At 41.8% G+C, this 25,667-nt stretch carries 28 protein-coding genes and 1 other RNA gene; 17 read left to right on the top strand and 12 right to left on the bottom strand.

Annotated features, from left to right (window positions below; all coding sequences use genetic code 11):
* Nucleotides 1-4 precede the first annotated feature (4 nt).
* The 7 genes from ABXT41_RS00660 to ABXT41_RS00690 all read right to left on the bottom strand — a co-directional run bounded on the left by ABXT41_RS00660 (nt 5) and on the right by ABXT41_RS00690 (nt 6,038).
* A complete protein-coding gene (locus ABXT41_RS00660) occupies nt 5-1,465 on the bottom strand; it encodes an RNA polymerase factor sigma-54 (RefSeq protein ID WP_415390915.1) in 1,461 nt (486 codons plus the stop codon).
* A gap of 153 nt (nt 1,466-1,618) precedes the next feature.
* Nucleotides 1,619-2,344 carry an LPS export ABC transporter ATP-binding protein gene (gene lptB / locus ABXT41_RS00665; protein WP_415390916.1) on the bottom strand — a complete coding sequence of 242 codons (726 nt, stop codon included), beginning with the start codon at nt 2,342-2,344 and terminating at the stop codon, nt 1,619-1,621.
* Between the two features lie 13 nt (nt 2,345-2,357).
* Nucleotides 2,358-2,846 (bottom strand): lipopolysaccharide transport periplasmic protein LptA, encoded by a 489-nt coding sequence (gene lptA, locus ABXT41_RS00670; RefSeq protein ID WP_415390917.1) that lies wholly within the window; start codon nt 2,844-2,846, stop codon nt 2,358-2,360.
* Complete coding sequence (gene lptC / locus ABXT41_RS00675; protein ID WP_415390918.1) at nt 2,836-3,408, bottom strand: LPS export ABC transporter periplasmic protein LptC; 573 nt, start codon at nt 3,406-3,408, stop codon at nt 2,836-2,838. Before lptC ends, lptA begins: the two co-directional genes overlap by 11 nt.
* 49 nt (nt 3,409-3,457) lie before the next feature.
* Nucleotides 3,458-4,003 carry a 3-deoxy-manno-octulosonate-8-phosphatase KdsC gene (gene kdsC, locus ABXT41_RS00680; RefSeq protein WP_415390919.1) on the bottom strand — a complete coding sequence of 182 codons (546 nt, stop codon included), beginning with the start codon at nt 4,001-4,003 and terminating at the stop codon, nt 3,458-3,460.
* A gap of 2 nt (nt 4,004-4,005) precedes the next feature.
* Complete coding sequence (locus ABXT41_RS00685) at nt 4,006-4,977, bottom strand: KpsF/GutQ family sugar-phosphate isomerase (RefSeq protein WP_415390920.1); 972 nt, start codon at nt 4,975-4,977, stop codon at nt 4,006-4,008.
* Nucleotides 4,978-5,054: 77 nt separating this feature from the next.
* Nucleotides 5,055-6,038, bottom strand: coding sequence for a calcium/sodium antiporter (locus tag ABXT41_RS00690; protein WP_415390921.1), 984 nt, complete (start codon nt 6,036-6,038; stop codon nt 5,055-5,057).
* A gap of 177 nt (nt 6,039-6,215) precedes the next feature.
* Between ABXT41_RS00690 and ABXT41_RS00695 the strand changes: the two genes are divergently transcribed.
* The 6 genes from ABXT41_RS00695 (at nt 6,216) to hisC (ending at nt 11,556) form a co-directional block, all read left to right on the top strand.
* A complete protein-coding gene (locus ABXT41_RS00695; RefSeq protein ID WP_415390922.1) occupies nt 6,216-6,866 on the top strand; it encodes an MlaC/ttg2D family ABC transporter substrate-binding protein in 651 nt (216 codons plus the stop codon).
* Nucleotides 6,867-6,883: 17 nt separating this feature from the next.
* Complete coding sequence (locus tag ABXT41_RS00700) at nt 6,884-7,120, top strand: BolA family protein (protein WP_415390923.1); 237 nt, start codon at nt 6,884-6,886, stop codon at nt 7,118-7,120.
* Nucleotides 7,121-7,187: 67 nt separating this feature from the next.
* Nucleotides 7,188-8,450, top strand: coding sequence for a UDP-N-acetylglucosamine 1-carboxyvinyltransferase (murA, locus tag ABXT41_RS00705; RefSeq protein ID WP_415390924.1), 1,263 nt, complete (start codon nt 7,188-7,190; stop codon nt 8,448-8,450).
* Between the two features lie 44 nt (nt 8,451-8,494).
* Nucleotides 8,495-9,118 (top strand): ATP phosphoribosyltransferase, encoded by a 624-nt coding sequence (gene hisG, locus ABXT41_RS00710; RefSeq protein WP_415390925.1) that lies wholly within the window; start codon nt 8,495-8,497, stop codon nt 9,116-9,118.
* Nucleotides 9,119-9,121: 3 nt separating this feature from the next.
* Complete coding sequence (hisD, locus tag ABXT41_RS00715; RefSeq protein WP_415390926.1) at nt 9,122-10,435, top strand: histidinol dehydrogenase; 1,314 nt, start codon at nt 9,122-9,124, stop codon at nt 10,433-10,435.
* A gap of 53 nt (nt 10,436-10,488) precedes the next feature.
* Nucleotides 10,489-11,556 (top strand): histidinol-phosphate transaminase, encoded by a 1,068-nt coding sequence (hisC, locus tag ABXT41_RS00720; protein ID WP_415390927.1) that lies wholly within the window; start codon nt 10,489-10,491, stop codon nt 11,554-11,556.
* 40 nt (nt 11,557-11,596) lie between these two features.
* Here hisC and ABXT41_RS00725 read toward each other — a convergent pair whose 3' ends face one another.
* On the bottom strand, nt 11,597-12,727 hold the full coding sequence (locus ABXT41_RS00725) for a S1C family serine protease (protein WP_415390928.1): 1,131 nt from the start codon (nt 12,725-12,727) through the stop codon (nt 11,597-11,599).
* 88 nt (nt 12,728-12,815) lie between these two features.
* Nucleotides 12,816-13,337 carry a YhcB family protein gene (locus tag ABXT41_RS00730; RefSeq protein WP_415390929.1) on the bottom strand — a complete coding sequence of 174 codons (522 nt, stop codon included), beginning with the start codon at nt 13,335-13,337 and terminating at the stop codon, nt 12,816-12,818.
* A gap of 246 nt (nt 13,338-13,583) precedes the next feature.
* Here ABXT41_RS00730 and zapE point away from each other — a divergent pair, with 246 nt between their 5' ends.
* From zapE to ABXT41_RS00770, 8 genes are all read left to right on the top strand, one after another.
* On the top strand, nt 13,584-14,705 hold the full coding sequence (gene zapE, locus ABXT41_RS00735) for a cell division protein ZapE (RefSeq protein ID WP_415391430.1): 1,122 nt from the start codon (nt 13,584-13,586) through the stop codon (nt 14,703-14,705).
* A 165-nt stretch (nt 14,706-14,870) separates the two neighbouring features.
* On the top strand, nt 14,871-15,299 hold the full coding sequence (gene rplM, locus ABXT41_RS00740; RefSeq protein WP_415390930.1) for a 50S ribosomal protein L13: 429 nt from the start codon (nt 14,871-14,873) through the stop codon (nt 15,297-15,299).
* Nucleotides 15,300-15,312: 13 nt separating this feature from the next.
* A complete protein-coding gene (rpsI, locus tag ABXT41_RS00745) occupies nt 15,313-15,705 on the top strand; it encodes a 30S ribosomal protein S9 (protein WP_415390931.1) in 393 nt (130 codons plus the stop codon).
* Nucleotides 15,706-15,939: 234 nt separating this feature from the next.
* On the top strand, nt 15,940-16,542 hold the full coding sequence (gene petA, locus ABXT41_RS00750) for a ubiquinol-cytochrome c reductase iron-sulfur subunit (RefSeq protein WP_415390932.1): 603 nt from the start codon (nt 15,940-15,942) through the stop codon (nt 16,540-16,542).
* Nucleotides 16,542-18,575 carry a ubiquinol-cytochrome c reductase gene (locus ABXT41_RS00755; protein ID WP_415390933.1) on the top strand — a complete coding sequence of 678 codons (2,034 nt, stop codon included), beginning with the start codon at nt 16,542-16,544 and terminating at the stop codon, nt 18,573-18,575. Before petA ends, ABXT41_RS00755 begins: the two co-directional genes overlap by 1 nt.
* A 61-nt stretch (nt 18,576-18,636) precedes the next feature.
* Complete coding sequence (locus ABXT41_RS00760) at nt 18,637-19,266, top strand: glutathione S-transferase N-terminal domain-containing protein (protein ID WP_415390934.1); 630 nt, start codon at nt 18,637-18,639, stop codon at nt 19,264-19,266.
* Nucleotides 19,267-19,322: 56 nt separating this feature from the next.
* The gene (locus ABXT41_RS00765; RefSeq protein ID WP_415390935.1) at nt 19,323-19,760 is read left to right on the top strand and encodes a ClpXP protease specificity-enhancing factor; all 438 of its coding nucleotides are present in this window, start codon (nt 19,323-19,325) and stop codon (nt 19,758-19,760) included.
* Nucleotides 19,761-19,771: 11 nt separating this feature from the next.
* The gene (locus tag ABXT41_RS00770) at nt 19,772-20,950 is read left to right on the top strand and encodes an acetyl-CoA C-acyltransferase (protein WP_415390936.1); all 1,179 of its coding nucleotides are present in this window, start codon (nt 19,772-19,774) and stop codon (nt 20,948-20,950) included.
* A 56-nt stretch (nt 20,951-21,006) separates the two neighbouring features.
* On the opposite strand, the gene ABXT41_RS00775 is transcribed toward ABXT41_RS00770, so the two are convergent.
* The 3 genes from ABXT41_RS00775 to ABXT41_RS00785 form a co-directional block, all read right to left on the bottom strand.
* Nucleotides 21,007-21,579, bottom strand: coding sequence for a BON domain-containing protein (locus ABXT41_RS00775; RefSeq protein WP_415390937.1), 573 nt, complete (start codon nt 21,577-21,579; stop codon nt 21,007-21,009).
* On the bottom strand, nt 21,579-22,163 hold the full coding sequence (locus ABXT41_RS00780) for an SIS domain-containing protein (protein WP_415390938.1): 585 nt from the start codon (nt 22,161-22,163) through the stop codon (nt 21,579-21,581). Before ABXT41_RS00780 ends, ABXT41_RS00775 begins: the two co-directional genes overlap by 1 nt.
* 157 nt (nt 22,164-22,320) lie before the next feature.
* On the bottom strand, nt 22,321-23,517 hold the full coding sequence (locus ABXT41_RS00785; RefSeq protein ID WP_415390939.1) for a penicillin-binding protein activator: 1,197 nt from the start codon (nt 23,515-23,517) through the stop codon (nt 22,321-22,323).
* 14 nt (nt 23,518-23,531) lie between these two features.
* Here ABXT41_RS00785 and rsmI point away from each other — a divergent pair, with 14 nt between their 5' ends.
* From rsmI to mraZ, 3 genes are all read left to right on the top strand, one after another.
* On the top strand, nt 23,532-24,368 hold the full coding sequence (rsmI, locus tag ABXT41_RS00790) for a 16S rRNA (cytidine(1402)-2'-O)-methyltransferase (RefSeq protein ID WP_415390940.1): 837 nt from the start codon (nt 23,532-23,534) through the stop codon (nt 24,366-24,368).
* Between the two features lie 90 nt (nt 24,369-24,458).
* Nucleotides 24,459-24,839, top strand: an RNA gene (gene rnpB / locus ABXT41_RS00795) — RNase P RNA component class A.
* Between the two features lie 362 nt (nt 24,840-25,201).
* Nucleotides 25,202-25,657, top strand: a complete 456-nt coding sequence (gene mraZ, locus ABXT41_RS00800; RefSeq protein WP_415390941.1) for a division/cell wall cluster transcriptional repressor MraZ — start codon at nt 25,202-25,204, stop codon at nt 25,655-25,657.
* Nucleotides 25,658-25,667: the final 10 nt, after the last annotated feature.

Raw genomic sequence — 25,667 nt, forward strand, 5'->3', positions numbered from 1 at the left:
CCATTTATTTTTTATCGCATAATGCTTGGATGCATTTTCGTTTATTAGAGGTAGCAATTCCTGCGCTCTCTCTGTATTTAGAAACCGTACGGCGCGCAATCTGAATACCCATTCCAGTCAACAAGAATGTTAGCTTGCTGTCACTCAAAGGGCACACCGGATCTTCAGTGCTGACGATTCTTTTTAGGATAGCGCGAATTGCCGTAGATGAAAACTCTTCTCCGTGTGATGTTTTTACATGGCTTGAGAAGAAATATTTTAGCTCAAAGATGCCCAGTGGCGTATCTATGTATTTTTGAGTGGTTACCCGAGATATGGTAGATTCATGAAGTTCTAGTTCTTCTGCTATATCCGCTAAAATCATAGGCTTCATACCGATCGGTCCTTGTTCAAAAAATTCTTGTTGTTGTTTGATGATGCAGGAAGCAACCCTTAATAAAGTTTCGTTGCGATTCTCTATACTTCGAATCAGCCATCTTGCTTCCTGTAGATGGCTTTTTATAAAGTCGTTTTCTTGACTGGAATCCCCTCGCCTGACTAAAGATGCATACTGTTCATTAATTTTCAGTTTTGGTGTGATATCCTCATTTAGCAATACATGCCAGAATCCATTTGATTTATGTACACGCGCATCAGGTGCAATGTACCCTATGGGCTCGTTATTCCACCTGTCCCCCGGATGAGGCGATAAAGTTCTTATTAAGAATACAGCCGCATTGATAACTGCTGCGGTATATCCGGTAATTTTTTGGAGTCGCTGATGGCTATTTTCGCCCAACAGATTAATATAATCAGACACCAATAGTCGGGCTTCATTTAAATATTCTGTATTTTCTGAGAGCTGATTTAGTTGTATTAGCAGTGATTCAGAGAGGGTTCTTGCTCCGACTCCTGGGGGATCAAACTGTTGTATTTGATATAGCACTGCATGCACATCTTCAAGTTTTGTTGTACCACCTAGCAATACTTGGATATCCTCGGCCGCCACAGCAAGCATTCCATTCTCGTCAATCGAGTCAATAATATGCTCTCCAATTAAGAACTCTATCTTAGAGAAAGGTGCTAGATGGAGTTGCCATATTAAATGATTCTTGAGGGAGTCAGTGGTTCGATCGAGCTCTTCATCTCCGCTAAAATCGGTATTTTCGGCCGTCTTATAGTTAGTTGGTTCGTAAATATCGTCCCATTTGATATCGAGAGGCAGCTCTTCCGGTATTTTTTCTTCCCAGTCACTTATAGTTAGATCCTCGGTAGACACGTCTATGGATTCATTTGTTGATTTTTGCTCAAGGATGTCTAAATTTTCTGTCTCTTCTTCAAGTTCTAAAAGTGGGTTGTTGTATAGGCTTTGTTGAATTTCTTGAAGGAGATCCAGTGAGGATAACTGAAGAAACCTTATGGCCTGCTGTAGCTGCGGGGTCATTGCTAGATTTTGAGTAAGATTTAACTGCAGGCCTGTCTTCATGGGACTTTATGATAGCTCTAGTTTAGGGATAAAGAATTCTAATAAAAGTTTAATCTGAGCATGAGGTGTCGCACAAGCAATTTTTATGCCTCAGTTGAGAAAATACTAAATATAGTTGAAATTTTTGAAATAGACCGAGTGTGGTAATTGTCATCAAAGTACAAAATCTTCGCCTAGATATATTTCTCGAACTTGCTGGTTGGCCACTATCTCAGAAGCTTGCCCCTCTGCAATAACTTTTCCTTCGCCGACAATATAAGCATGCTCACAGATGTCGAGAGTCTCACGTACATTATGATCAGTGATCAGAACACCAATCCCCTTACTTTTCAGATGCCGAATAATTTGTTTAATATCATTTACGGAGATGGGATCGACTCCTGCAAAAGGCTCATCAAGAAGAATAAAATTAGGCTCCGTGGCCAGAGACCTAGCAATTTCGACTCTTCGGCGTTCACCTCCTGAGAGACTGAGACCCACAGAATTTCGAATATGAGTAAGATGAAACTCTTCTAACAATTCGTTAGTTTTATTTCTACGTTGAGTGTCATCGAGATCATCTCGTGTTTCTAGAATAGCTAAAATATTGTTTTCTACGCTCATCTTTCGGAATATAGACGCCTCTTGGGGCAGATAACCAATACCTTTTTTTGCGCGCCCATGCATTGGCAGATTGGTGATATTCTCCTCTCCAATGAAAACTTCTCCGCCATCTTGTGTGATTAAGCCAACTATCATATAAAAACATGTTGTTTTCCCGGCACCATTTGGCCCCAGCAGGCCAACTATGGCACCGCTTTCTACTGAAAGCGAAACATCCCGAATGACAGGTCTTTTTTTATAGCTTTTAGAGAGATTAAGAGCCCTGAGTACTGCCATAAACGCGGCCTTGTTATTTAGTGGGTGGAATAACCATTTCTATCCGGTTCTTCTTGTTTCGCCCAGAAGAAGCTTTCACAGTTTCGGCTTTTAGGTCATAGTCAATCGTATCTCCAGTTATGGTTGTACCATTTTGCTCGAGACTGGCATCTCTGATTAGCCTAATTCTTTCATTTTTAAGAAAATAATTAATAGTATTTGCACTTGCTAAAACAAGCCCTTCTTCAGTATTTTGGATTTGCTGATAGTGAGCTGGGGTTCCTGTAGCCACGATGTTATCGCCTTCTTTGGTGTTAGTCGTTACAGTTACTTTGTCCGCATTAATTTTTATGCTCCCTTGCCGAACAATTACGGAACCTTCGTAGGTGGCTGTGCCTTCCTGTTCGTTTTGCTCTGCACGATCTGATATGATTTTAATAGGTGCTTTTCTATCATCAGGGAGTGCGCTTGAAAATGTGCACCAGCCGAATACACCTAACAGAAGAATAAATTTAGCGGCCATGGATAATCCCTTGGACGTCAGAGAGAAGCTTGAATACTTCCGTGTCTAGATTTCCTTCCATTCCGACGCCCACAGATTCTCCATTTGGACTAATCATTTTAACCTTACGGTCAGTTTTAACAGTATGTGTTTTAGGATACAGGGTCAACTTTTCGGTCTTGAGTTCACTCTTGTCTCCATTAGCCAGATATTTCCATACACATACATCTTTTCTGAATATTATATTCTTGCCATCATTGGCTGTTTCGCCTTTATCTGCCTTAAGATACCAGGGTCTGGTAGAATCTTGTGTCTGATAATATGTGAGTTTTGGTTTGTTGAGCTTAATGCGATTGCTTTCTTTGAAATAACTAGTATTAGCAGCTTCTATCTTGGATGCTAGCTTTCCTTCTTTGTTAAACTCAAGCATTGATATGCTTAGCATGTAGCTATCAAATTTTCTATCGATAGCGTTTGAGCTATAGTTGGTCTTTTTCATAAAGACTTCAGGTTGCGCAAGCCAGAACAATAAAAAAATTCCAGCTATACTTAAAAGCATGATTGTTAAAAGCAGATTACGCATAGTTAAATATATTTTTCAAAAAAGTAATCCCTACTAGTAATTTATTTCTCTAGAGGTAGTCCAGTAAAATTGAATCCAGGGTGTTTTGTGCTTGCAAGATCAACTCGGCTAGTTCTCTTACCGCCCCACACCCGCCTTTTTCTGAGGTTTGCCAATGAGAATGTTTGGCTACAAAATTATGGGCGTCAGCTACTGCAACCCCTAACCCCACTCGGCTAATTACAGCAAGATCTGGTAAATCATCACCAAGAAATGCGATTTCTTGCATTTTGTAGCTGTGATTTTCTTTGTCATCCCTCAGAACTTCTTCTAGGGCAGCCAGCTTATCTTCCCTACCTTGGATCACTAGTTTTATACCAAGCTCTTCCGCCCTTCTTGCTACAAGAGCAGATGATCGACCAGTTATGATTCCTACTTCGATGCCACTTCTTTGTAGTAATCTAATGCCAAGACCATCCTGAATATTAAATGCTTTGAGTTCTTCGCCATTGTTGCCAAAATATAGTCGTCCATCGGTTAGTACACCATCAACATCTAATAGCAGCAGCCGAATTGATTTTGCCCGACTCAGAATTTTCTGGTTGCTTGTCGCCATAGTTAGACAATTCCCGCCCGAAGTATGTCATGCAAATGCAGTATACCCACAGGATGATGGTTTGAGTTTTCTACCACTAGGGCTGTAATCTGACAATCTTCAATAACCTTAAGGGCTTCAGCAGCCAGCGCATCTTGGTGGATTGCTTTGCAGTCAGCTTGAATAAGTTGACCCACAGGGGTTACTTTTATGTCGATATTAGCATCTATAGTTCTGCGCAGATCACCGTCAGTGAATACACCTAAAAGCATACCGGAGTCATCGGTCACAGTAGTCATACCAAACCCTTTTTTCGACATCTCAAGTAGTGCATGGCTCAGGAGATCTTTAGCGTTCACCTTTGGAAGCTTCTCACCACTGTGCATTATGTCTTGCACTTTTAATAGTAATTTGTGTCCTAGTGCTCCTCCTGGGTGAGAAAAAGCAAAATCTTCAGCAGTAAATCCTCTTGCTTCCAGTAACGTTATAGCTAAAGCATCCCCCATGACAAGAGTCGCAGTCGTGCTAGTTGTAGGAGCCAAGCCAAGAGGACATGCCTCGCAAGATACCTGGACATCTAAATGAACTTCTGCACTTACAGCCAGGGTCGAGAGGTGATCTCCAGTCATGCTGATCAGAGGAACACCTATGCGTTTAATTAGAGGCAGCAATGTGACCACCTCAGATGTAGTTCCTGAATTTGACAGGGCTAAAACTACATCTTTGCTGGTTATCATGCCGATGTCACCGTGGCTTGCTTCGCCCGGATGAAGAAAAAATGCTGGGGTGCCTGTACTAGCTAAAGTTGCAGCAATCTTTCGGCCAATATGGCCTGATTTTCCCATACCAGTCACCACAACACGACCTGAGCACTCGAGCATTAGCTCGCAGGCTTGGATGAAATCGTTGTCAATACGATGCTCCAGCAGTTTAATAGCTTGGGCTTCCATGCGTATGGTCCGCTTAGCCACCTCTAAATAGTCGTTTTTGATCATGTTTAGCTCTATTTTTGTTAGTATAACGGCAGTAAGTTATGGTTAACAATCTTTAAGATTAAGAAGAAAGGTATGCTTTAACTTCCAGATACAAGAACAGCATAATAAAGTACATATAGCGATAATAGAGTAAACCCTATTTTTTTTGACATCGTTGCTTGGCGACGATACTTTTTTCCCAACCATAGCGATGATGCGATCATGGCAGTTAGTATTAGCGTTAATATACTCATAGACAAATAGTCGCGAAGAAAAACCTCTTTGCCTAGCACCAATGGGGCGATTATTCCTGGTGCGGCCATAACAGCCAATAAGTTCAATAAGTTAGAGCCAAATATAGTCCCTATGGCGATATCGTGATGGCCACGGATGGCGCTAATTACCGAGGCAGCTAGCTCTGGAAGGCTAGTTCCGATAGCGACAACAGTTAGACCAACAACAAGCTGACTTATACCAAAAAATTGAGCAAGCTCTTTAGCGCCCCAGACTAGCAAATCTGAGCACACGAGCAGTACTCCGATGCCTATTAAAAAAAAGATTAAAGCTTTTTTAGTTGGAATAAAATATGCACTGTTATTTGAGTCTAAGTTTTCTATGCGAGAGGTGTTTTTTTTGCAATAAAAAATCAAAGCAAAAAGTGGAAAAATAGCAGCACAAAGGATCACCCCTTCAGTGCGAGTTAGGTTCCCATCATATAAAAACATGCCAGCAAGCAAAGTTGCAACCAAAAGTGCAAGCGCTTCTATTTTAAGTAAATCATGACGGAGAGGAATGGGGCAAATAAGAGCAGTGAGACCCAAAACTAGGCCGATATTTGCCAGATTTGAGCCGATAGCATTACCTATGCCCATAGTGCCAGCATTGTTTAAGGATGCGTTAATAGAAACAATAATTTCTGGCGCAGATGTACCTATGGATACAATTGTAAGGCCAATCACCATGGGCGAGATGCCAAAATTGTGCGCAACCGCAGCGCTGCCTGTAACAAAACGGTCAGCCCCCCAAACTAAGCCTATTAGTCCAAACAGCACTGCTAAAATTGCAAGACCTAGCGTTTCCATTTTAGCTTTAATTCCTTAATTTTGGCTTGGGGGGTATTTCGTAAACTAGACTTGCAATGTTATAGTGCGGACGTCCCGAAGTCAGCTATTTTTGGTGCTATCAACTCAATCTGTTTTCATGATTGGATTAAGTTGGTGGTATTGTCGATCAAGTAAAGGTTTATAAGGAATCTAAAAATGCTCCGCAGGTACTTAAGTTTAACAATAGGCATGCTTTTTTTTGGCTTAGCGTCTGTAGTTGCACCTTCTATTGCAAATACAAAAACTGACCCTGCCGACTTAACGCATATACAGCAACCGCATGATTTGGTAGAGCAGGTCACACAGGAATTACTGAAAACTATTTCGACTCATAGAGAAAGTTTTACTAAAGACCCAGAGAGCTTTTTTGGAGAACTCGATGTATTGCTAAAGAATGTTATTGATTTTGACTGGATCGCATTTAGGGTGATGGGGCAGTATGCCAAAGCTGCCAGTGCTGACCAGCGGAATCGTTTTGCTGTTACGTTTAGGCGAGAGCTTATCGAAACCTATGGTCGAGGTTTGCTATCTTACGGCGAGCAATCTATTGTTGTTGTTCCGCCAAAAAAGGCCATTAGCGGCCTTAAATCAATAAGGGTTGTACAGGAAATTCGTGGCTCAGATGGGGTCTTCCCTTTAGTTTATTCAATGAATTTAACTCGTGACGGTTCTTGGAGAGTAACTAACTTAGTTATTAATGGCATAAATTTAGGTAAGATTTTTCGAAATCAGTTTATTCAGAGAGCAAAGCAATTTGGCGGAGATATCGATAAAGTTATTGACAACTGGTCATCTTCTGCTGGCTAAGAACTAGGAAAATATATATGAGTCCTGCTGAGATAAAAACTCTATTACTTTTAGATCTGCCTGATTGCGAAATAACAGCTGAAGGCGATGGCAGGCACTTTGATATTGTTGTAGTTGGACAAATTTTCTCTGACCTTAGACCTGTCCAACGACAGCAGTTAGTTTATGCGGTACTGCGTGACTGTATTTCTGACGGGTCTATCCATGCCGTAAATATGAAAACATTTACTCCAGAAGAATGGCAATTACAGTAATTTTGCTAAGCACTATATTTTATTGGGTCGCTTCTAAACGCTTCTTTTGAGCAAGAAAGGATTTTGAATGGACAAGCTGTTGATCTCTGGAGGCGGTCCACTGTCTGGTGAAATTCGTATTTCTGGGGCAAAAAATTCAGCTCTACCTATTTTGGCAGCTACTTTGCTCGCAGATGGCCCTGTAATGGTGTCTAATATTCCTCATCTCCATGATATTACTACTATGTTTGAGCTACTTGGTTGTCTCGGCGTAACAGTCACCATGAACGAAAAAATGCAAGTTGATGTTGATGCCACTACACTTAATAATCATATTGCACCCTACGATCTAGTAAAGACGATGCGCGCTTCTATTTTGGTTCTAGGCCCCATGTTGGCAAAATACGGTGTTGCCAAAGTATCTTTTCCTGGAGGTTGCGCTATCGGCAGTCGCCCTGTTGACTTGCATCTTGAGGGCCTTAAACTAATGGGTGCTTCAGTTGAGATAGACGGAGGTTACATTAATGCGAGTGTTGATGGGCGCCTGCGAGGGGCTCATATCACAATGGGTATCGTTTCAGTTGGGGCCACCGAGAACTTGATGATGGCTGCAGCACTTGCTGAGGGTCAAACCATAATTGAGAATGCTGCGCGTGAGCCGGAAGTAGTTGATTTAGCACAATGTATTAACACCCTCGGAGGAAGAGTTTCTGGAGCAGGGACATCAACAATAGTCATCGATGGGGTTCTTTCTCTTCATAGGGGTAGCTATAGGGTAATGCCGGATAGAATTGAAACGGCGACCTATCTCGCCGCAGCTGTAGCCACTAGGGGTAAGATTAAGCTTAAAGACGCAAATCCAAAGACCCTGGGTGCTGTATTAAAAAAACTGCAAGAAGCGGGTGCTACAATCACCACAGGAATTGATTGGATTCAGCTAGACATGGAGAAAAAAAGACCCAAAGCAGTTAGTTTTGCAACAGCGCCTTATCCAGGGTTCCCAACGGATATGCAGGCACAGCTAACAGCTGTTAATGCTGTTGCCGAAGGTTCTGCAGTTATTGTCGAGACTGTTTTTGAAAATCGCCTAGTGCAAATAAATGAATTAAATCGTATGGGTGCAGTTATTAGTGTAGACAAGAATACCGCTAGCGTGACAGGCGTGGAGCGCTTGAAAGCTGCGCCGGTAATGGCATCAGACCTTCGTGCTTCAGCAAGCTTGGTTATTGCAGGTTTGGTTGCAGACGGAGATACTGTAGTTGACAGGATTTATCATATTGATCGTGGCTATGAGTGTATCGAAGAAAAATTTCAGCAGCTGGGAGCTAAAATTCGCCGAATCCCTGGTTAGATTTACTGAAGGTATTCACAGGACTACATTAGAGATCAGAAGGTATGGAAATAACAATTGCCCTCACCAAGGGACGCATACTGAAGGAAACCTTACCCTTGTTGGCCAAAGCAGGAATTAAACCCGCTGAGGAAATTAACAAGAGCCGAAAATTGGTATTTGATACAAATATCAAAGGCGTACGTTTATTGATATTACGTAGCTCTGATGTTCCGACTTATGTCAGGTTTGGAGCGGCTGATATCGGTGTGGTAGGAAAAGATATTCTGCTTGAGCATGGATCTGAAGGTTTATATGAGCCATTAGATTTGAATATTGCACGATGTCGATTAATGACGGCAGGGGTTATTGGTGTTTCGTCCCAAAAGGGACGCATTAGAGTTGCTACCAAATATGTCAATATTGCCCGCCAATTTTATGCTGAGTGCGGCCGTCAAGTAGATATAATAAAGCTCTATGGTGCAATGGAATTGGCACCAATTATGGCGTTGTCTGATGAGATTGTGGATGTTGTAGATACCGGAGGCACGCTTAAAGCAAATGGATTGGAGCCCAAGGATAAAATTTTTGATATTAGCTCTAGGCTTGTTGTAAACAAAGCTGCAATGAAAATGAAATATTTAGGTATTCAAAAAATAGTAGACAGTCTTGAGCGGGCGGTAGGTTAAGATATGCCGCCAGAGTCGATACATATAAAGCAACTATCATCAGATAGTAAAAATTTTGATTTACAGCTCGATCAGTTGCTGGAGTGGGAGAGTGACTCCACCCTAAAAATCGATCAGCTGGTTAGCAACATATTGATAGGTATTCGGCGAAAAGGGGACGATGCCCTCATAAAATATACCAGGGAGTTCGATGGTAGAGATATTTCTGATATTGAAGAGTTGGTTGTTTCTCGCGAAGAGATGAGGGAAGCACTTGATAGCATTAAGGATATTGAAAGGGAGGCGCTAACGTTTGCCTCTAAGCGAATTCTCGATTATCACCAGCATCAAAAATTAGAATCCTGGAGTTATAATGATGCAGATGGAACTCTGCTGGGTCAGCAAATTACCCCCCTTGGCAGGGTGGGAATTTATGTTCCAGGAGGTAAGGCAAGCTACCCTTCTTCGGTCTTAATGAATGCATTGCCTGCAAAAGTAGCCGGTGTGAGTGAAATCGTTATGACGGTTCCTGCCCCAGGGGGTGAGCTGAGCCCGCTGGTGCTTGCCGCCGCCGCCATTGCTGGAGTTGACCAAATTTTTACTTTGGGCGGGGCTCAGGCGATCGGTGCCTTGGCTTATGGTACAAAAACAATTCATAAAGTTGATAAAATTGTTGGACCGGGGAATATTTATGTGGCCACAGCCAAACGCATGGTTTTTGGGCATGTCGGACTAGATATGGTGGCTGGACCATCAGAAATTTTAGTGATATGTGACGGTACAACCGATCCAGATTGGATCGCTATGGATCTTTTTTCTCAGGCTGAACATGATGAGAATGCGCAAGCAATTCTAGTTAGTAATGATGCTGATTTTTTGGTCCGCGTAAAAATTAGCATAGAAAAACTGCTACCTACTATGGATCGTGCTGCAATTATTCAAGCCTCTTTAGAAAGCCGTGGCGCTTTTATTTTGGTTGAGAGTCTTGATGAGGCTGTGATGTTGATTAACCGGATTGCTCCTGAGCATTTGGAGCTGTCGGTTGCTGATCCAGAGAGATTGCTTCCTAGAATTCGAAATGCAGGGGCTATTTTTATGGGCCGTTTTACATCAGAAGCTTTGGGCGATTATTGTGCGGGGCCTAATCATGTGCTGCCAACGTCTTCTACTGCAAGGTTTTCTTCACCCTTAGGGGTGTACGATTTTCAGAAACGCTCTTCAGTGATCATGTGTAATGAAGATAGCGCTTCAAGTCTTGGCAAAAGAGCCTCTGTCATAGCAAAGGGTGAGTCACTGACAGCTCATGCCCGGTCTGCTGAGTACCGTATTAAAAAATAGATAGATTAGAGTTTTGACTATAAAGGCTAAAAATCAAGAGCGACAACTGCAAGATGGAAAATAATAAGTATTGGAGCGACATTATAGGTAAACTGAAGCCTTATATTCCAGGCGAGCAGCCAAAAAATCTGAATTTACTTAAGTTAAATACGAATGAAAATCCTTATCCTCCATCACCAAAAGTGCGAGATGCCATTATTTCTGAACTAGATGGCCGGCTTCGTTTGTACCCTGATCCCAATGCAGAAATTTTAAAGAAAGCAGTCGCCGATACGCTCAATGTTGAGACTGAACAGGTATTTGTGGGTAACGGTTCAGATGAAGTTTTGGCACATATTTTTCATGCATTCTTTAAGCAGCAGACTCCAATTTTATTCCCTGATGTTACTTATAGTTTTTATCGGGCTTATTGTGGTTTATATCAAGTGCCTTACGAATTAGTTCCATTAACGGAAGATCTATCTATCAGTATTAGTGACTACCAGAAGCCTAATGGAGGTATAATTTTCCCTAACCCTAATGCACCTACAGGCCGATTATTATCGTTACCAGCTATCGAGACTTTACTGAAGGGTAATAAAGATTCAGTTGTAGTCGTAGATGAGGCTTATATAGATTTTGGTGGAGAAAGTGCTACCACTTTGATTGATGTGTATCCGAATTTGCTAGTCACGCAGTCTTTATCTAAGTCACGTTCCTTGGCAGGATTGAGGGTGGGATTTGCGGTAGGAAACTCATCTTTAATAACTGCTTTGAATCGAATAAAAAATAGTTTTAATTCTTACCCTGTAGATCGTTTAGCGATTGTGGGGGGCGCGGCTGCATTTCATGATAAGGCGTATTTTGAAAAAACTTGCCAGAAAGTTATTGAATCTAGAGAAATCTTGACGATATCTTTGGCTGATTTAGGATTTTTTATTTTGCCATCCGCAGCTAATTTTTTGCTTGTGACCCATAATAAGAAAAATGCTGTTGAGTTGCTGAAACACCTCAGAGACAAAGGAGTGTTAGTTCGCCACTTTGATCAGCCTAGATTGAAACAGTACCTCAGAATTTCAATTGGCTTGCCTGAGCAAAATGAATATCTTTTAAACGTAATCAAGACACTGTTCAACAAATAAAATCGATAAATGTTTATTTATAAGGGTAACAGATAGCTAGTTAGTTAGCCTTTGGTCGAGTGCCCGCTACTGCATTTATAATTTTTCTCTTTCCATCTCTCAGTACGTCAAGTTTTACCGAGTCTCCTGGAGACAAATTGGCGATTATATTCATGCCTCTGTCATTGTCAGTTGCCCAGATCTGATTTATACGGACAATTATATCGCCAGGCAGTAACCCAGAAAAAAACGCCGGACTATTTTGATAGACATCTGTAATAACTAAACCTGATGGCGGCTCAAGAGCCAGCTGTTTTGCTGCCTCCGGTCTTAGCTGGAGGGCTGTTACCCCCAGCCATCCCCTGATGACTCTTCCGTGCTTGATAATGTCTTCTAGTATTTCAAGGGCGGTATTGGCAGGTATGGCAAAACTTATACCCGTTGCATATCCGGTACGATCTAGTATCGCAGAGATAATGCCGATAAGATTACCCTTCGTGTCAATTAAGGCGCCACCTGAGTTACCTGGGTTGATCGCAGCATCTGTTTGGATGAAGCTTTCAAAGATATTTAAGCCCAGCCCTTTTCTATGAGTTGCGCTGATAATGCCCTGAGATACGGATTGACCCACACCAAAAGGATTGCCAATGGCAAGCACTATATCCCCGACTTGCACGTCATCAGTATCAGCTAGCTTGATTGGGATAAGATTATCTAAGTTGATTTTTAGTACCGCAAGATCAATTTCTGGATCTTTTCCTACCACTATAACAGTTGCTTCTCTCCCATCTTGCAGTTGAAGAACGATCTGATCTGCACCATCCACAACATGGTGATTTGTTAAAACATAACCATCAGCGGTCATAAGGACACCTGAGCCTAATGAGGATTTCATTCTTTGTTGCTTTGGTGGATTGCTCCCATTGTAGAATCGCTGAAAAAGCGGATCAGCAGATAAATGGCTATTAGGGGGTAGTTTTTTCTGCGTGTAAATATTTACTACAGACGGAGAAGCTTTTTTCACCGCTACGCCATACGAGTCGGACTCAGTTTGCCTTGGCGTAGGGATAGATATAGGTTGCTGTTGGTCATCAATCCATTGAGGAAAAAATGTAAAAATAAGAATAGCAAGAAGAAGCCCAGTGATGGTTGGCCAGAAAAGATAGTTAATTAGGCGATAAATTTTTTTCACCGAGAACTCCTGTCTTTCTGATAGTAATTTTGGCGCCAAAAAACTAATTTTTATGAGTTATTCTGCATGCAGATATGATCGAAATTAGTCAGCTGACATTTAAAGTTGGATCATCATTACCTTCTTCTAAGGCGCAGTCTAACTCACTATTTGATGGCGCATGCTGAGCATTTGTCAAAGAACTGTCTTCTTTTAGGCCATACTCTTCGCTTAAAACACCCCCTGGAGCCTTTGGGGCATAATCTTTTGGCGGTTTTAAATTATCTTCTGAGGCTAGGTTCATAGTTTTGTCCGCGTCAAATGCAGAATTTATAATTTGACGACTGATATCAGCAGTAGTTAAATGAAGAGCTGCGCTAGCAAAACTTTCAAGTAGACTTTTGTAGCTTTTTGATAGGCCTGATACAACCTCAGATGTTTTGCGAAAATGCGCAGCTACTTCTTGCTGATAATTACTGAAATCATCTTGAGTTTCCGCCAGTTGAACTGCAAGCTCTTTTTGACTTTTGTTGTCCTTTTGGGCAGGACGAAGAGCTTTTGCTAAAAAAAATCCAGCGATAACTCCTGCGCCTAAGAATAATAAATTTACAAATAAAGTCGAAGTCAGCAAGATATGATCTCCGTAAAGTTTATTGAATTTAGTGCTGTTGCTATATCTTATCCTTAAACAGCCACAGTCTCAAAGATGTAAGGGGGTTGTGGTCAATATTTTTTTAATGGCCTTTACGCTAAACATATTATGGGTAAGTTTTTCTTTATCAATATATGAGTTCTCGTTGCCTATTTTGCTATGCCTCGTTAGAGTTTACGCATAATAGAAATTATTTGTAATTAATCCATACACGAGTATACGCACATTATATTACCTTCACCGAAACAGCGATATCTATCAGACCTTCAGCAAGATGGATTTAATTATGATCCGTCCCAAGAGTTTGCAGTAGATTTACTGCAGTTGCTTTATAGGCGACTGATAGAAGATGAGCTTGTACGCTCCAAAAAAGGATTATTTGCAAAGTTGCGCAAACAGCTTGGGCTCCCTTGTGATCTAGCCCCAGTCCAAGGTCTATATTTTTGGGGGGGAGTGGGGCGAGGCAAGACCTACCTAATGGATAGTTTTTTTGATAGCCTTCCTTTTGAAATGAAAATGAGAGCCCATTTTCATCGCTTTATGCGAAGGGTTCATGCGGAGCTCAAGTCACTCAAAGGGAAGAAAAATCCACTAAATATGGTTGCTGATAATATTGCTGATGAAGCTCGCGTGATATGTTTTGACGAGTTTTTTGTATCTGACATTGCAGATGCGATGCTTTTAGGAAAACTATTTGAGCTACTGTTTGCTAGACAGGTAACTTTGGTAGCTACATCTAATGTTGAGCCAGATGAGCTTTATTCGAATGGATTACAACGACAGCGTTTTCTTCCTGCTATTGAACTGTTAAAGCAGCATACGAATATCATTAATGTTGACAGCGGAATAGATTATCGCTTGCGTAGCTTAGAGCAGGCAGAGTTTTATCATTTTCCGTTAGGCTTCGCTGCTGATAAAGTTTTAACAGAGGCTTTTGAGGTATTTTGCCCATTATTGAGCGAAGCTGTAGTAGACGTAAAGCTGGAAGTCGAGAGTCGTCAAATCCAATGCCGTCGTTTGGGCAAAGAGGTAGTTTGGTTTGATTTTAATGTTATTTGTAGTACTCCCCGGAGCCAAAACGACTATATCGAGCTGTCCCGAGAGTTCCATGCTGTTTTGGTTTCTAATGTCCCAGTTATGGGTAAAAAAAATGAAGATCAAGCAAGACGCTTTATTAATTTGGTTGATGAATTTTATGATCGCAGCGTAAAACTTGTTTTATCAGCCGAAGTAAGTTTGATGTTGCTATATGAAGATGGCGCTCTTAATTTTGAATTTCGACGAACTAGAAGTCGTCTCTTGGAAATGCAATCTTATGAGTACCTGGCCAGACCTCATCAGCCTTGATCTATATTTAGCGTCGATAAAATTGCTAGCTTTTTAGCCTGAATAACCCAAGAGAAGTAATTATTATTTATTAGATGCAGAATCTCCTTGAAATGACCATGACTGCTCTGTAAAATGCGCCCTCCTTTGTGATAGCCACACCAAATTTTAGTTAGGCAGAGTTAGATGAAAACATATAGCGCGAAAGCCGAGACAGTACAGCATGACTGGTACATTGTTGATGCAGCAGACAAGACCTTAGGTCGAATGGCGACAGTAATTGCCTCACGACTACGTGGAAAGCATAAACCAGAATATACTCCTCATGTTGATACCGGGGATTACATAGTTGTCATTAACGCAGAAAAAGTCCAGGTCACCGGCAATAAAGCAAAAGATAAAATTTATCATAGTCATACCGGTTATCCTGGTGGTTTGAAGTCAATAAGTTTCGAGAAATTGATTGAGAAAGCGCCTGAGCGAACCATCCAAAGCGCAGTTAAAGGTATGTTGCCAAAGGGGCCATTAGGTCGAGCTATGTTTAAAAAATTGAAAGTATATGCTGGCCAAGCGCACCCACACAGTGCTCAACAGCCTCAAGATTTAAATATTTAACGGAAAGTTAGTTATGGCAGATTCTCAATATTACGGCACAGGTCGCCGAAAAACGTCATCTGCTAGAGTGTTTCTAGCAAGCGGTGGCGGCAGTATCACGGTGAATAATCGGACTTTAGATCAGTATTTTGGCAGGGAAGTCGCTAGAATGATTGTTCGTCAGCCTTTAGAGCTAGTTGATTGCATTAAGACATTTGACTTGAATATAACTGTAGTTGGCGGAGGTAGTTTTGGCCAAGCCGGTGCTATTCGTCATGGAATTGCTCGTGCATTATTACAATATGATGAGGGTTTACGCAGTCAGCTTCGCAAGGCTGGTTTCCTGACACGTGATGCTCGTGAAGTTGAACGTAAAAAGGTTGGATTACATAAAGCGCGTAAACGACCACAATTTTCTAAGCGTTAATACAGGCTTTCTACTCATTAAAAAGCTCGCAATTTGCGAGCTTTTTAATGAGTGGGGTTTTATGAATCCACTGTAAAGATGCGGTGTTATTAGAAATTATCGAGCTTTTGTTTTTCCTGTATAAAAAATGAATTGTTCTTTGCTATTTCCTTGTAAAAATCCCTAGTTTTCAGTACTATTCTTACCCGTTTTGACACATAAAATATTGCCAATCTTAGTTGCTAGGAGAGCGTCATGACTGATGACGGTATTAATTACGGGCGCCGCCGGTTCCTGACAAATGCTACTTGTGTTGTAGGCGCTGTAGGTGCCGCTGCCGCTGCCGTTCCTTTTGTCGGCTCATGGAGTCCAAGTGCTAAAGCAAAAGCTGCCGGTGCGCCAGTTAAAGTAAATATTTCAAAAATAGAGCCAGGACAGATGGTTACATTCGAGTGGCGAGGAAAGCCAGTCTATGTTGTTCGTCGCACGCCTGAGACAATTGCTGCCTTGAGTGGCCATGACGATATCTTTAGGGACCCTTTGTCGCTTAACTCAAAACAACCAAGCTATGTCAATGGGGTGCATCGCTCCATTGAGGGTAAGGAAGAGTACCTGATTGTTGTGGGGCTATGCACTCATCTAGGCTGCGCACCCATGTTTCGTCCAGATGTTGGCGCTCAAGATCTAGGCGGAGATGGTTGGTATGGAGGATTTTTCTGCCCATGTCATGGTTCAAAGTTTGATCTTGCTGGGCGAGTATTTGCAGGTGTTCCTGCGCCCACTAATTTAGATGTCCCTCCACATTCTTATGAAACTGATAATGTGGTAGTCATTGGTGTAGACCAGGAGGCTAGCTAATGAAAGCGTTAGTATCATTGCGTGATTGGATAGACGCGCGTTTGCCAATTATGCGTGCCTGGAATACGCATATGGCTAAGTATTATGCCCCTAAGAATTTTAATTTTTGGTATTATTTTGGTGTGCTATCGTTAGTTGTGCTAGTTATACAGCTCATATCAGGTATTTGGTTGCTGATGAGCTTTGAAGGTTCATCTGAGAGAGCCTTTGCTTCAGTCGAATATATTATGCGTGACGTCGATTTTGGTTGGATTCTCAGATATATTCACTCCACTGGTGCGTCAGCTTTTTTTGTAGTCATCTACCTTCATATGTTTCGTGGGTTAATTTACGGCTCATATAAACCACCGCGTGAGCTAGTTTGGATCTTTGGTATGACTATCTACGTCGCCCTAATGGCTGAAGCCTTCATGGGGTATGTTCTGCCTTGGGGGCAAATGTCTTTCTGGGGGGCGCAGGTAATTATCTCATTGTTTGGTGCAATACCTGTAGTTGGCGAAGACATTGTGCAGTGGGTTAGAGGGGATTACCTGATTTCAGGTATAACGCTAAATAGATTTATGTCACTTCATGTCGTGGCATTACCTATTATCTTACTGGCTTTGGTTGTCTTGCATATTTTGGCATTGCATGAGGTGGGTTCGAACAACCCAGATGGTGTCGATATTAAGAAAAATAAGGATGAAAATGGTATCCCATTAGATGGAATTCCTTTTCATCCTTACTATACAGTGCATGATCTTATCCCAATCACTGTATTCTTGTTCGTTTTTTGTTTTATCCTGTTTTTTATGCCAGAAATGGGCGGGTATTTTTTGGAGTATGCTAATTTTGAAATCGCTAACCCCCTTAAGACCCCTGAGCATATAGCCCCTGTATGGTACTTTACGCCGTTTTACTCAATGCTTAGGGCGGTTCCAGACAAGTTTGCTGGATTTTTAGTTATGGCTGCCGCCATTGCCATTATGTTTGTATTGCCCTGGCTGGACCGTAGCCCAGTAAGATCTATGAGATACAAGGGTAGTTTTAGTCGTGGAGCTATACTGGTCTTTGCTGCCTCGTTTGTTATTCTTGGTGTTCTTGGGGTGAAGGCCCCAACACCAGAGCGAACCTTTTTGGCTCAAGTATGCACCGCATTATACTTTTTGTTTTTCCTTGCTATGCCGCTTTGGACTCGTATAGAAAAAACCAAGCCAGAGCCAGATCGCATTACAATGAATGGCGGTATGGGCCCCTGGAAATCCTTACTGGCTTTATTTATTGTGCTCTTCTTGATATGGGCGCCACTTAAAGCGGTAGGTGCAGAATCTAATTTTGACTGCGGGTCTATTAACTGCGATGAGTTTAATGCTGACCTGAGCGACAAAGCTTCGTTGCAAAACGGGGCTAAGTTGTTTGTTAATTATTGCATGGGTTGTCATTCTGCGAAATATTCCCGCTGGGAAAGAGTGGCTAGAGATTTACAGATACCTCCTTCTATAGCGAAAGAAAGTCTTATATACGCGGACCAAAAATTTGGCGCTTTAATGAATATTTCAATGCCCGCAGATAAAGCAAAAGCATGGTTTGGCGCCACACCTCCAGACTTAACCCTAGTTGCTAGGGCTCGCTCTCCCGAGTGGATCTATACATACCTTAGAAATTTTTATTTAGATCCAAGCCGTCCTCTTGGCGTAAACAATAAAGTATTTAAAGATGTCGGTATGCCCCATGTTTTGTTAGACCTCCAGGGTTTGCAAGAGTGTGCCCCTGGACCAGTTCTTGCCGCAAACGGCGGCATTAAGCGGGACCCTTTAACTAGAGCTGAAGTCTTAGACGACCCGTGCGGCCGCTATACTCTTTCCGAAAAAGGCAAGCTTTCCCCTGAAGATTTTGATGAGGCGATGTTTGATCTGGTTAATTTTTTAACCTACGTTGGCGAACCCATGGCTGAAGACCGTAAGAGAATTGGTGTCTATGCGTTACTTTTTCTTGCATTTCTATTCATCTGGGTTTGGCTTTTAAATCGCGAATATTGGAAAGATCTTCATTAGCACCTGCTTGGGCGGCAAATTTAGCCGCTCTTTTATTCATAGTTATAACTGAGGTTTTATTATGGGGATTGTTGCAAAACGATCATCTATGACATTTTATTCTGATCCGACTTGTCATTATAGCCATCGGGTTCGTATTGTCTTGGCAGAAAAAGGAGTTACTGTTGACATCGAAGATGTCGATAATCTAGCTATTCCAGAAGAGGTCTTGGCACTTAATCCTTATGGTGTGCTCCCTACACTTATTGATCGTGATCTGGCTTTGTATGAGACAAAGGTAATGATGGAGTACTTAGATGAGCGATTTCCTCACCCTCCATTACTTCCGGTCTATCCTGTAGCGAGAGCTTTAAGTCGTCAGTTTATGTTTCGTATAGAAAAAGACTGCAGTACCCAGATAGATAAAATTACTGACTCTCCCGAGGGTCCAATTAAAGAAAAGGCTCGCAAAGAACTACAAGATAGCCTTGTTAGTCTCGCTCCAATTTTTTCAGACTTACCTTATTTTATGAGCGAATATTTTACTTTGGTAGACTGCTGTTTGGGCCCCATTTTGTGGCGATTGAAGAGCTTGGGTGTAGACCTGCCCAATAATCGACAAACAAAGCCGCTTCATGATTATATGGTGCGTATTTTTGAGCGTGAATCTTTTCAAGAAAGCTTGTCTGAAGTCGAAAGAGAAATGGAATAACAAACAGTGTCATTTTTTGTACGGGATGGATCGTTAGTAATTGATATTTATCAGCTATGATTATGACATCAAATAAACCTTACTTAATTCGAGCAGTATACGAGTGGATTGTTGATAACAATCTAACACCTTATATGTCTATTGATGCATATCATCCAGGAGTTGAGGTGCCGCAAAGCTATGTAAGTGATGGCCAGATAGTGCTTAATTTGGTGCCTCGAGCTATTACGAATTTGTTAATGGATAATGAGAAAATTTCATTTAGCACACGTTTTGGCGGAGCTCCTTGTGATATTTTTTTGCCGATCCAGTCTATAGTTGGAATTTACGCACAAGAAAATGGCCAAGGGATGATCTTTCAAGGGGAGGACCCGAAAGATCCAGAACCATCGGGCCCAACCTCCGTTACATCAGTACCACCATCGAAGAAGTTGCCCAGAGGCTCCGGTACTTCTGATGTAAACAAAAAACCCTCCTTGAGGATAGTGAAATAGAGAACTTAATTATGTCTGATCCAGTTGTGATAGTTGGTATGGCTAGAACGCCTATTGGTAGTATGCAGGGCCAGTTTTCTGAAGTCTCTGCAGTAGAGCTGGGTGCAGCGGCTATAAAAGCTGCTATTGATCGCTCCGGAGTCCCTTTGGATGCGATTAGCTCTGTTGATATGGGGTGCGTGTTGTCTGCAGGACTTAGGCAGGCACCAGCAAGACAGGCCACAATAGGTGCAGGGCTTCCAGTTAGGGTCAGCGCCACCACCATCAATAAGGTTTGCGGTTCTGGCATGAAGGCTATCATGAATGCATATGATGGCCTAACCCTTGGTCGTACAGATGTAGCCATTGCAGGCGGGATGGAGAGCATGACAAATGCTCCATACCTCATGTCACAGGGTAGAGGCGGCTATCGTTTTGGTGATGCCACTATTTACGATCATATGACGATGGATGGCTTAGAGGATGCTTATGCTAAAAGTGCTATGGGGCTTTTTGCTGAAAAAACTTGTAGTAAGTATCAGTTTACTCGGGAAGAGCAAGATGCGTTTGCTATTACTTCGTTAAGAAGAGCGCAGCAGGCTATTACAGACGGGAAATTTGATTCTGAAATCACCCCATTTGTTGTAAAAAGCCGTCGTGGTGACACCTTATATGCTCAAGACGAGCAACCAGGGAAAGGCAACATAGAAAAAATTCCTCAATTAAGACCAGCATTCAAAAAAGACGGCTCTGTTACTGCTGCTAATTCCAGCTCTATTAGCGACGGTGCCGCCGCTTTGGTACTTACTCGTTTATCTGTAGCAAAAAAGTTAGGATTGAAGCCTTTAGCTAAGGTGTCTGATTATGCTAGTAATTCACATGAACCTGAATGGTTCACTACAGCCCCAGTTGGGGCTATTAAGAAATTATTAAAAGCACTTGATTGGTCTAAGAATGACGTGGATCTTTATGAAATTAATGAAGCATTTGCTGTTGTAACCATGGCGGCAATGAAAGACTTAGACTTGCCTCATGAAAAAGTTAATGTTCATGGTGGAGCATGTGCTTTGGGTCATCCAATAGGGGCTTCTGGGGCCCGAATTATTGTAACGCTGTTAGCTGCAATGCAGTTATATGAAAAAAAGAAAGGCATTGCTGCAATATGTATTGGTGGAGGTGAGGCGTTAGCGGTTGCCCTTGAGCTGATGTGACGTTAAATCTTGAGAAATATAAAAATAGGCCTGTAGATCGAGCGTAATTATCAGTTTTAGTTGGTGTACTCAAAAGCTGATACGACGCTGACAGCCCCTCCAGTTTCGCTCGCTAACCGTAAGGCGACTTCTCCTTTTTGTCGAACAACAAGACCCATTAAGAAAACTACTCCGTTTTCTGTAACCACCTTTATCGACGAGGAATTCACTTCTTCGTTTGCCATTAATTTAGTTTTTACTTTGGCAGAAAGCCATGCATCGTTAGTCCTTGAAATAAAAGAAGTGGGACCACTGACTTTTATTTCGTTGTACACTTGACGGACCCCGCGATACTCTTTGGCAGTTTTAGCTGCAAGAATTCTAGCCTCTAAAGAAGGGGCTTGTCCGGTTAGCAGTACCACTCGATTATATGAAGTAATATTAATATGAGCATTTTCTAGCTCGGGGCTAGTTTTTTTTATGTTAACTCCAATTAATATTTCAAGCTCCCAGTCATCAATATCAGTACCGAGTGAAATTTTTTCTGGATCTTGTTTTATTGGTTCCTCGGTTGCAACATGAATAATTTTAGTGCATCCGGCTAGAATGCATATGCAAAACACTAAGAGACTCGGCAATGAATTCGACATCAGTTGTTTTCTCCAAATAGTTGTTGGTCTATCAGCTCGCAAAGACAGAAAATACTCAACATTTGTAATTCGCTGATTCGATGTGCATCATCATGCTCAACCCGTATTTCTATATCCTCGTTGCTCAGTAAGGCCGAAAGGTCTTTGTCATACATGCCCGTAAATGCTATTACCACCATAGATTTATCGTGAGCAGCCTGAATGGCTTGCACGAGATTACCGGGGTTGCTTCCACTGCTAAATATAGCTAAGAGGTCGCCAGGTTCCCCTAATGCTAGGATTTGCTTACTAAATATTTGATTTTTTCCATTCCTATGACAAATAGCCGTTAGTATTCCGCTATCATTCAGAGATATGGCGGGAAGTCCTGGGCGTTCAAGTTTATATTGAAGCAGAAGAGACTCGGTGAGGATGCTAGCCAAAGCAGTTGTTAGGCCGTTGCCGCAAGATAAGACTTTCCGGCCTTGGAGTAGTTGTTGAACTATTTTATGACTGGCGCTGACAATATATGGGGCCAGCATCTTGGTGCAGTCTTTTTTAACCTGAATGCTTTGATTGAAATGTGCAATAACAGTTGATTCCATGGCTCTCTTGTCGACTCGTTATATTTTTTAAAAGGCTAAGTCGTCATTCTACCTCATGCTTAATTCGTTTGCTGACGCTTTAATGACAGATCGTCATATCGATATATTTCCCTGAATTCTTCCTCTGAGGCTACTTGGCCTTTGCCTTTCGTGCAAACTACTGGATGGAGTATATTTTTCCTTTGCGAAATTTTGCCCAAGGCTGCGTTCTTTTTATAGTACCTAATGGATTCAACTGAAGAGTGCCGGTGACACCATAAAATTTATGATTTGGATTTTTTTTCATCTGCTTAAGAGAATAATGCAGTTGGTAAGCGTCAATACCGAGTGCAAAAAAATGCCGATAAATTGGCGGCATGCTGACCCCTGATAAAAGAGTGGACAGGTCTAGAGACCAGGGTGTGGTGATAAAGTTGATACCATTAAGGTCCCTGTTTCTGTCGACCTCTTCAGAGCCAGAGTAAATTTGTGATGTGCTGTATATTTCAATATCTCCAGCAAACAGAAAATCTAAGGTGGGCTTTATTTGACGAGCACGATCTGGATAGGCTACCAAAAAGATCATATCAATGTCTTTTCGGCGGCGCGGTGTATAAACTAAGGGCTTGCCGAGCAGTTTCTCCAGGTTTCGTTTGCGAGTAGAACTATTTTTTATATGTAGTATTGAGCTTAGTTCTGGGGTGAAGTCAGTTACTGTGTTGCTATACAATATTGTATCAGTTATTTTACCACCTTTTTCTTGCCAACGCTCATGGAATGCTTTGGCTGAGCGCCTCCCCCAGCTGCTACTTGGAGCTATTATTAATGCTGACTTATGGCTCTTAGTCCATGCCTTGCTGGCAATCTCACGACTCTCATCTGTTACGGAGAGACCAAATTGAAAAATATTTCTTCTTGGTGATGTTAGTTCTCCCATATAATTTAGCGTGATAATTGGAACTGGAATTCTCTTTAATGCTAAAAATTGGAAAGCATTGTCTTTTTTTACCGGTCCAAGAACTAACTGTGCACCGTCATTTACAGCCTGAGTATAAAGATTAACTACATCCATCATATTTTCTGTATCATAAAATTGAACTTGAGGTACTTGCTCTTTGTTTTCCTTAGCTCTATATAAGGCAGCAAGAAAACCGCTTTGTATCGCATCACCTGCTTTTTTTTGTGCGCCGCTTAGTGGAAGTAAAACTGCAATTTTGTTTTGAGTATCGCTATATTTCGATACTTTTTCGTCCGAATAAGACTGAACCTCTTGCGGAAAATATTTTTCCCCAATATTTAAAATAGAAATTTGCGAGCAGCCTGACGCTAGTAATGCTATAAAGCACAAGATGGTTGTAACTTGAACTCTAAACATTGGTGTCGTTTCTTATGGTGGGTGAGTTATATATAGTAGCAACACCTATAGGTAATATGGGAGACATGGCACCTCGTGCTGTGGATGTTCTCCATACCGTTGATTTAGTGGCGGCTGAAGACACTAGGCGCAGCAGTCGCTTATTCAGACATTTTGGCATAAAAACCCCTATGGTTTCTTATCATGACCATAGTGATAATAAACAAATTAACACTATTGTCGATATGCTTTTGCGTGGAAATTCTGTAGCTCTAATTTCTGATGCCGGAACCCCTTTGATTTCTGATCCTGGCTATAGGTTAGTAAAAATTGTTAGAGATAAAGGTCTAAAAGTAGTCCCTATACCTGGATCTTGCGCTCTTATTGCTGCAATTAGTGTATCAGGCTTGCCTAGTGATCGGTTTATTTTTGAAGGATTCCCTCCAGCCAAATCATCTGCTCGTGTTGCAAAATTTGAAAGTGTTGCTGAAGAATTTAGGACTTTAATTTTTTATGAGGCCCCACATAGAATACTAGAAACTCTGACCGATATGGTGAATGTGTTTGGTGGAGCTCGCCAAGTAGTAATCGCTAGAGAATTAACAAAAACCTATGAGACTTTTTTGTCTGGATCTCTGATGAAAGTTTTAGTGCAGGTAGAAGAAGATAAAAACCAACAAAAAGGCGAGATAGTTGTTGTATTAGAAGGGGTTCGTCCCTCAGAAAAAGATCCAGACACTGCTGAGGCCAGGCGAGTGTTAGCGATACTGTTGGACGAAGTATCTTTGAAGCAAGCCGCCTTATTGGCTGCAAAAATTACCGGCTACCAAAAGAACGAATTATACGCCTTAGCTCTCTCTCTTAAGCAATAAACCAGCCGAGAGAATTTTTTAGCAACCTTAAGTGAGATTTTTATAAAAATAATTTTTAAGCAACTGATTATTTCATGGTAATCTATGCGCGGAGTTGGCTGGGCAGCCACCGCTGTTTTTCTCGATATTTCCTTAGGTGGTATTGGGTTGACAGGGGAGGAAAGTCCGGGCTCCATAGGGCAGAGTGCCAGGTAACTCCTGGGGGGCGCGAGCCTACGGAAAGTGCAACAGAAAGCATACCGCCGATGGTCATATTTTGACACAGGTAAGGGTGAAAGGGTGCGGTAAGAGCGCACCGCGCAGCTGGCAACAGATTGCGGCATGGTAAACCCCGCTCGGAGCAAGACCAAATAGGAGTCCTTTGGCGTGGCCCGCGTTGGACTCGGGTAGGTTGCTTGAGGCGTGTGGTGACGCGCGCCCTAGAGGAATGGCTGCTCACGACAGAACCCGGCTTATAGGCCGACTCCAAATATGACTAACCTCTGGCAATACCAGAGGTTAGTCTCTCTTTTTGAGCTTAAGTAATGCATAGTTCTATGCCGATTTTTCTTAGCAGTGAACCTTTCAATTCTTGATGAAATTAGCTTTCTTGCTTATTAGTTAAAGAATCACTTTAACTGATATTTCTAGCTATATGTTTTTCTTCATTATATCCTATTTAGCGCCCCTGTATTTTATTCGCTAGTCGCAAGTTATTGAGTTTTATCCAAATTTTCTTTATTGGTGGGCTTTATTTTGCCTTGACTTTGACTTTCTTGAGCATATAGTTACAAAAGTGGGGTAAAGTGGATAAAAGTGGTTCTGATGATTAGCAAATAAGGTTGGATAGAAAAGTGTTCAGAGGCAGCAATGAAATCAATATCGATATCAAAGGGCGTATGGCAATGCCTTCAAGATATCGTGATGTTTTAACCGAAATATGCGGCGGAAGTCTCGTCATTACTATTGATATACAAGATAAATGCCTGTTGATCTATCCCCTGCATGAATGGGAAGCAATAGAAACGCAAATTGCAGCTCTTCCGTCCTTTAATTCAACCACACGAAAGCTACAAAGAATTTTGATTGGCCATGCGAGAGAGGTCAGTCTTGACACTAGTGGGCGAATTCTGATCCCACCAGAATTGAGGCAGTATGCCGAGTTAGAGAAAAAATTAATGCTAGTGGGGCAGCGCCATCGATTTGAGCTGTGGAGTGAGAGCAGCTGGAATAGAGGAAGAGACAGCTGGTTAGCTGAAGCTAGCGATGACTTAAAGATACCGGAAGAAATGCAGTCTATTTCATTATAGGTAGAATTTT

It is taken from the genome of Porticoccus sp. Uisw_050_02, from assembly GCF_047729555.1.
GTDB lineage: Bacteria > Pseudomonadota > Gammaproteobacteria > Pseudomonadales > Porticoccaceae > Porticoccus.

Excerpts from the sequence above, each read along its gene's own strand:
- ABXT41_RS00660 (WP_415390915.1), bottom strand. The coding sequence starts at position 1,465 with ATGAAGACAGGCCTGCAGTTAAATCTTACTCAAAATCTAGCAATGACC.
- lptB (WP_415390916.1), bottom strand. The coding sequence starts at position 2,344 with ATGGCAGTACTCAGGGCTCTTAATCTCTCTAAAAGCTATAAAAAAAGA.
- lptA (WP_415390917.1), bottom strand. The coding sequence starts at position 2,846 with ATGGCCGCTAAATTTATTCTTCTGTTAGGTGTATTCGGCTGGTGCACA.
- lptC (WP_415390918.1), bottom strand. The coding sequence starts at position 3,408 with ATGCGTAATCTGCTTTTAACAATCATGCTTTTAAGTATAGCTGGAATT.
- kdsC (WP_415390919.1), bottom strand. The coding sequence starts at position 4,003 with ATGGCGACAAGCAACCAGAAAATTCTGAGTCGGGCAAAATCAATTCGG.
- ABXT41_RS00685 (WP_415390920.1), bottom strand. The coding sequence starts at position 4,977 with ATGATCAAAAACGACTATTTAGAGGTGGCTAAGCGGACCATACGCATG.
- ABXT41_RS00690 (WP_415390921.1), bottom strand. The coding sequence starts at position 6,038 with ATGGAAACGCTAGGTCTTGCAATTTTAGCAGTGCTGTTTGGACTAATA.
- ABXT41_RS00695 (WP_415390922.1), top strand. The coding sequence starts at position 6,216 with ATGCTCCGCAGGTACTTAAGTTTAACAATAGGCATGCTTTTTTTTGGC.
- ABXT41_RS00700 (WP_415390923.1), top strand. The coding sequence starts at position 6,884 with ATGAGTCCTGCTGAGATAAAAACTCTATTACTTTTAGATCTGCCTGAT.
- murA (WP_415390924.1), top strand. The coding sequence starts at position 7,188 with ATGGACAAGCTGTTGATCTCTGGAGGCGGTCCACTGTCTGGTGAAATT.
- hisG (WP_415390925.1), top strand. The coding sequence starts at position 8,495 with ATGGAAATAACAATTGCCCTCACCAAGGGACGCATACTGAAGGAAACC.
- hisD (WP_415390926.1), top strand. The coding sequence starts at position 9,122 with ATGCCGCCAGAGTCGATACATATAAAGCAACTATCATCAGATAGTAAA.
- hisC (WP_415390927.1), top strand. The coding sequence starts at position 10,489 with ATGGAAAATAATAAGTATTGGAGCGACATTATAGGTAAACTGAAGCCT.
- rplM (WP_415390930.1), top strand. The coding sequence starts at position 14,871 with ATGAAAACATATAGCGCGAAAGCCGAGACAGTACAGCATGACTGGTAC.
- rpsI (WP_415390931.1), top strand. The coding sequence starts at position 15,313 with ATGGCAGATTCTCAATATTACGGCACAGGTCGCCGAAAAACGTCATCT.
- petA (WP_415390932.1), top strand. The coding sequence starts at position 15,940 with ATGACTGATGACGGTATTAATTACGGGCGCCGCCGGTTCCTGACAAAT.
- ABXT41_RS00755 (WP_415390933.1), top strand. The coding sequence starts at position 16,542 with ATGAAAGCGTTAGTATCATTGCGTGATTGGATAGACGCGCGTTTGCCA.
- ABXT41_RS00760 (WP_415390934.1), top strand. The coding sequence starts at position 18,637 with ATGGGGATTGTTGCAAAACGATCATCTATGACATTTTATTCTGATCCG.
- ABXT41_RS00765 (WP_415390935.1), top strand. The coding sequence starts at position 19,323 with ATGATTATGACATCAAATAAACCTTACTTAATTCGAGCAGTATACGAG.
- ABXT41_RS00770 (WP_415390936.1), top strand. The coding sequence starts at position 19,772 with ATGTCTGATCCAGTTGTGATAGTTGGTATGGCTAGAACGCCTATTGGT.
- ABXT41_RS00775 (WP_415390937.1), bottom strand. The coding sequence starts at position 21,579 with ATGTCGAATTCATTGCCGAGTCTCTTAGTGTTTTGCATATGCATTCTA.
- ABXT41_RS00780 (WP_415390938.1), bottom strand. The coding sequence starts at position 22,163 with ATGGAATCAACTGTTATTGCACATTTCAATCAAAGCATTCAGGTTAAA.
- ABXT41_RS00785 (WP_415390939.1), bottom strand. The coding sequence starts at position 23,517 with ATGTTTAGAGTTCAAGTTACAACCATCTTGTGCTTTATAGCATTACTA.
- rsmI (WP_415390940.1), top strand. The coding sequence starts at position 23,532 with ATGGTGGGTGAGTTATATATAGTAGCAACACCTATAGGTAATATGGGA.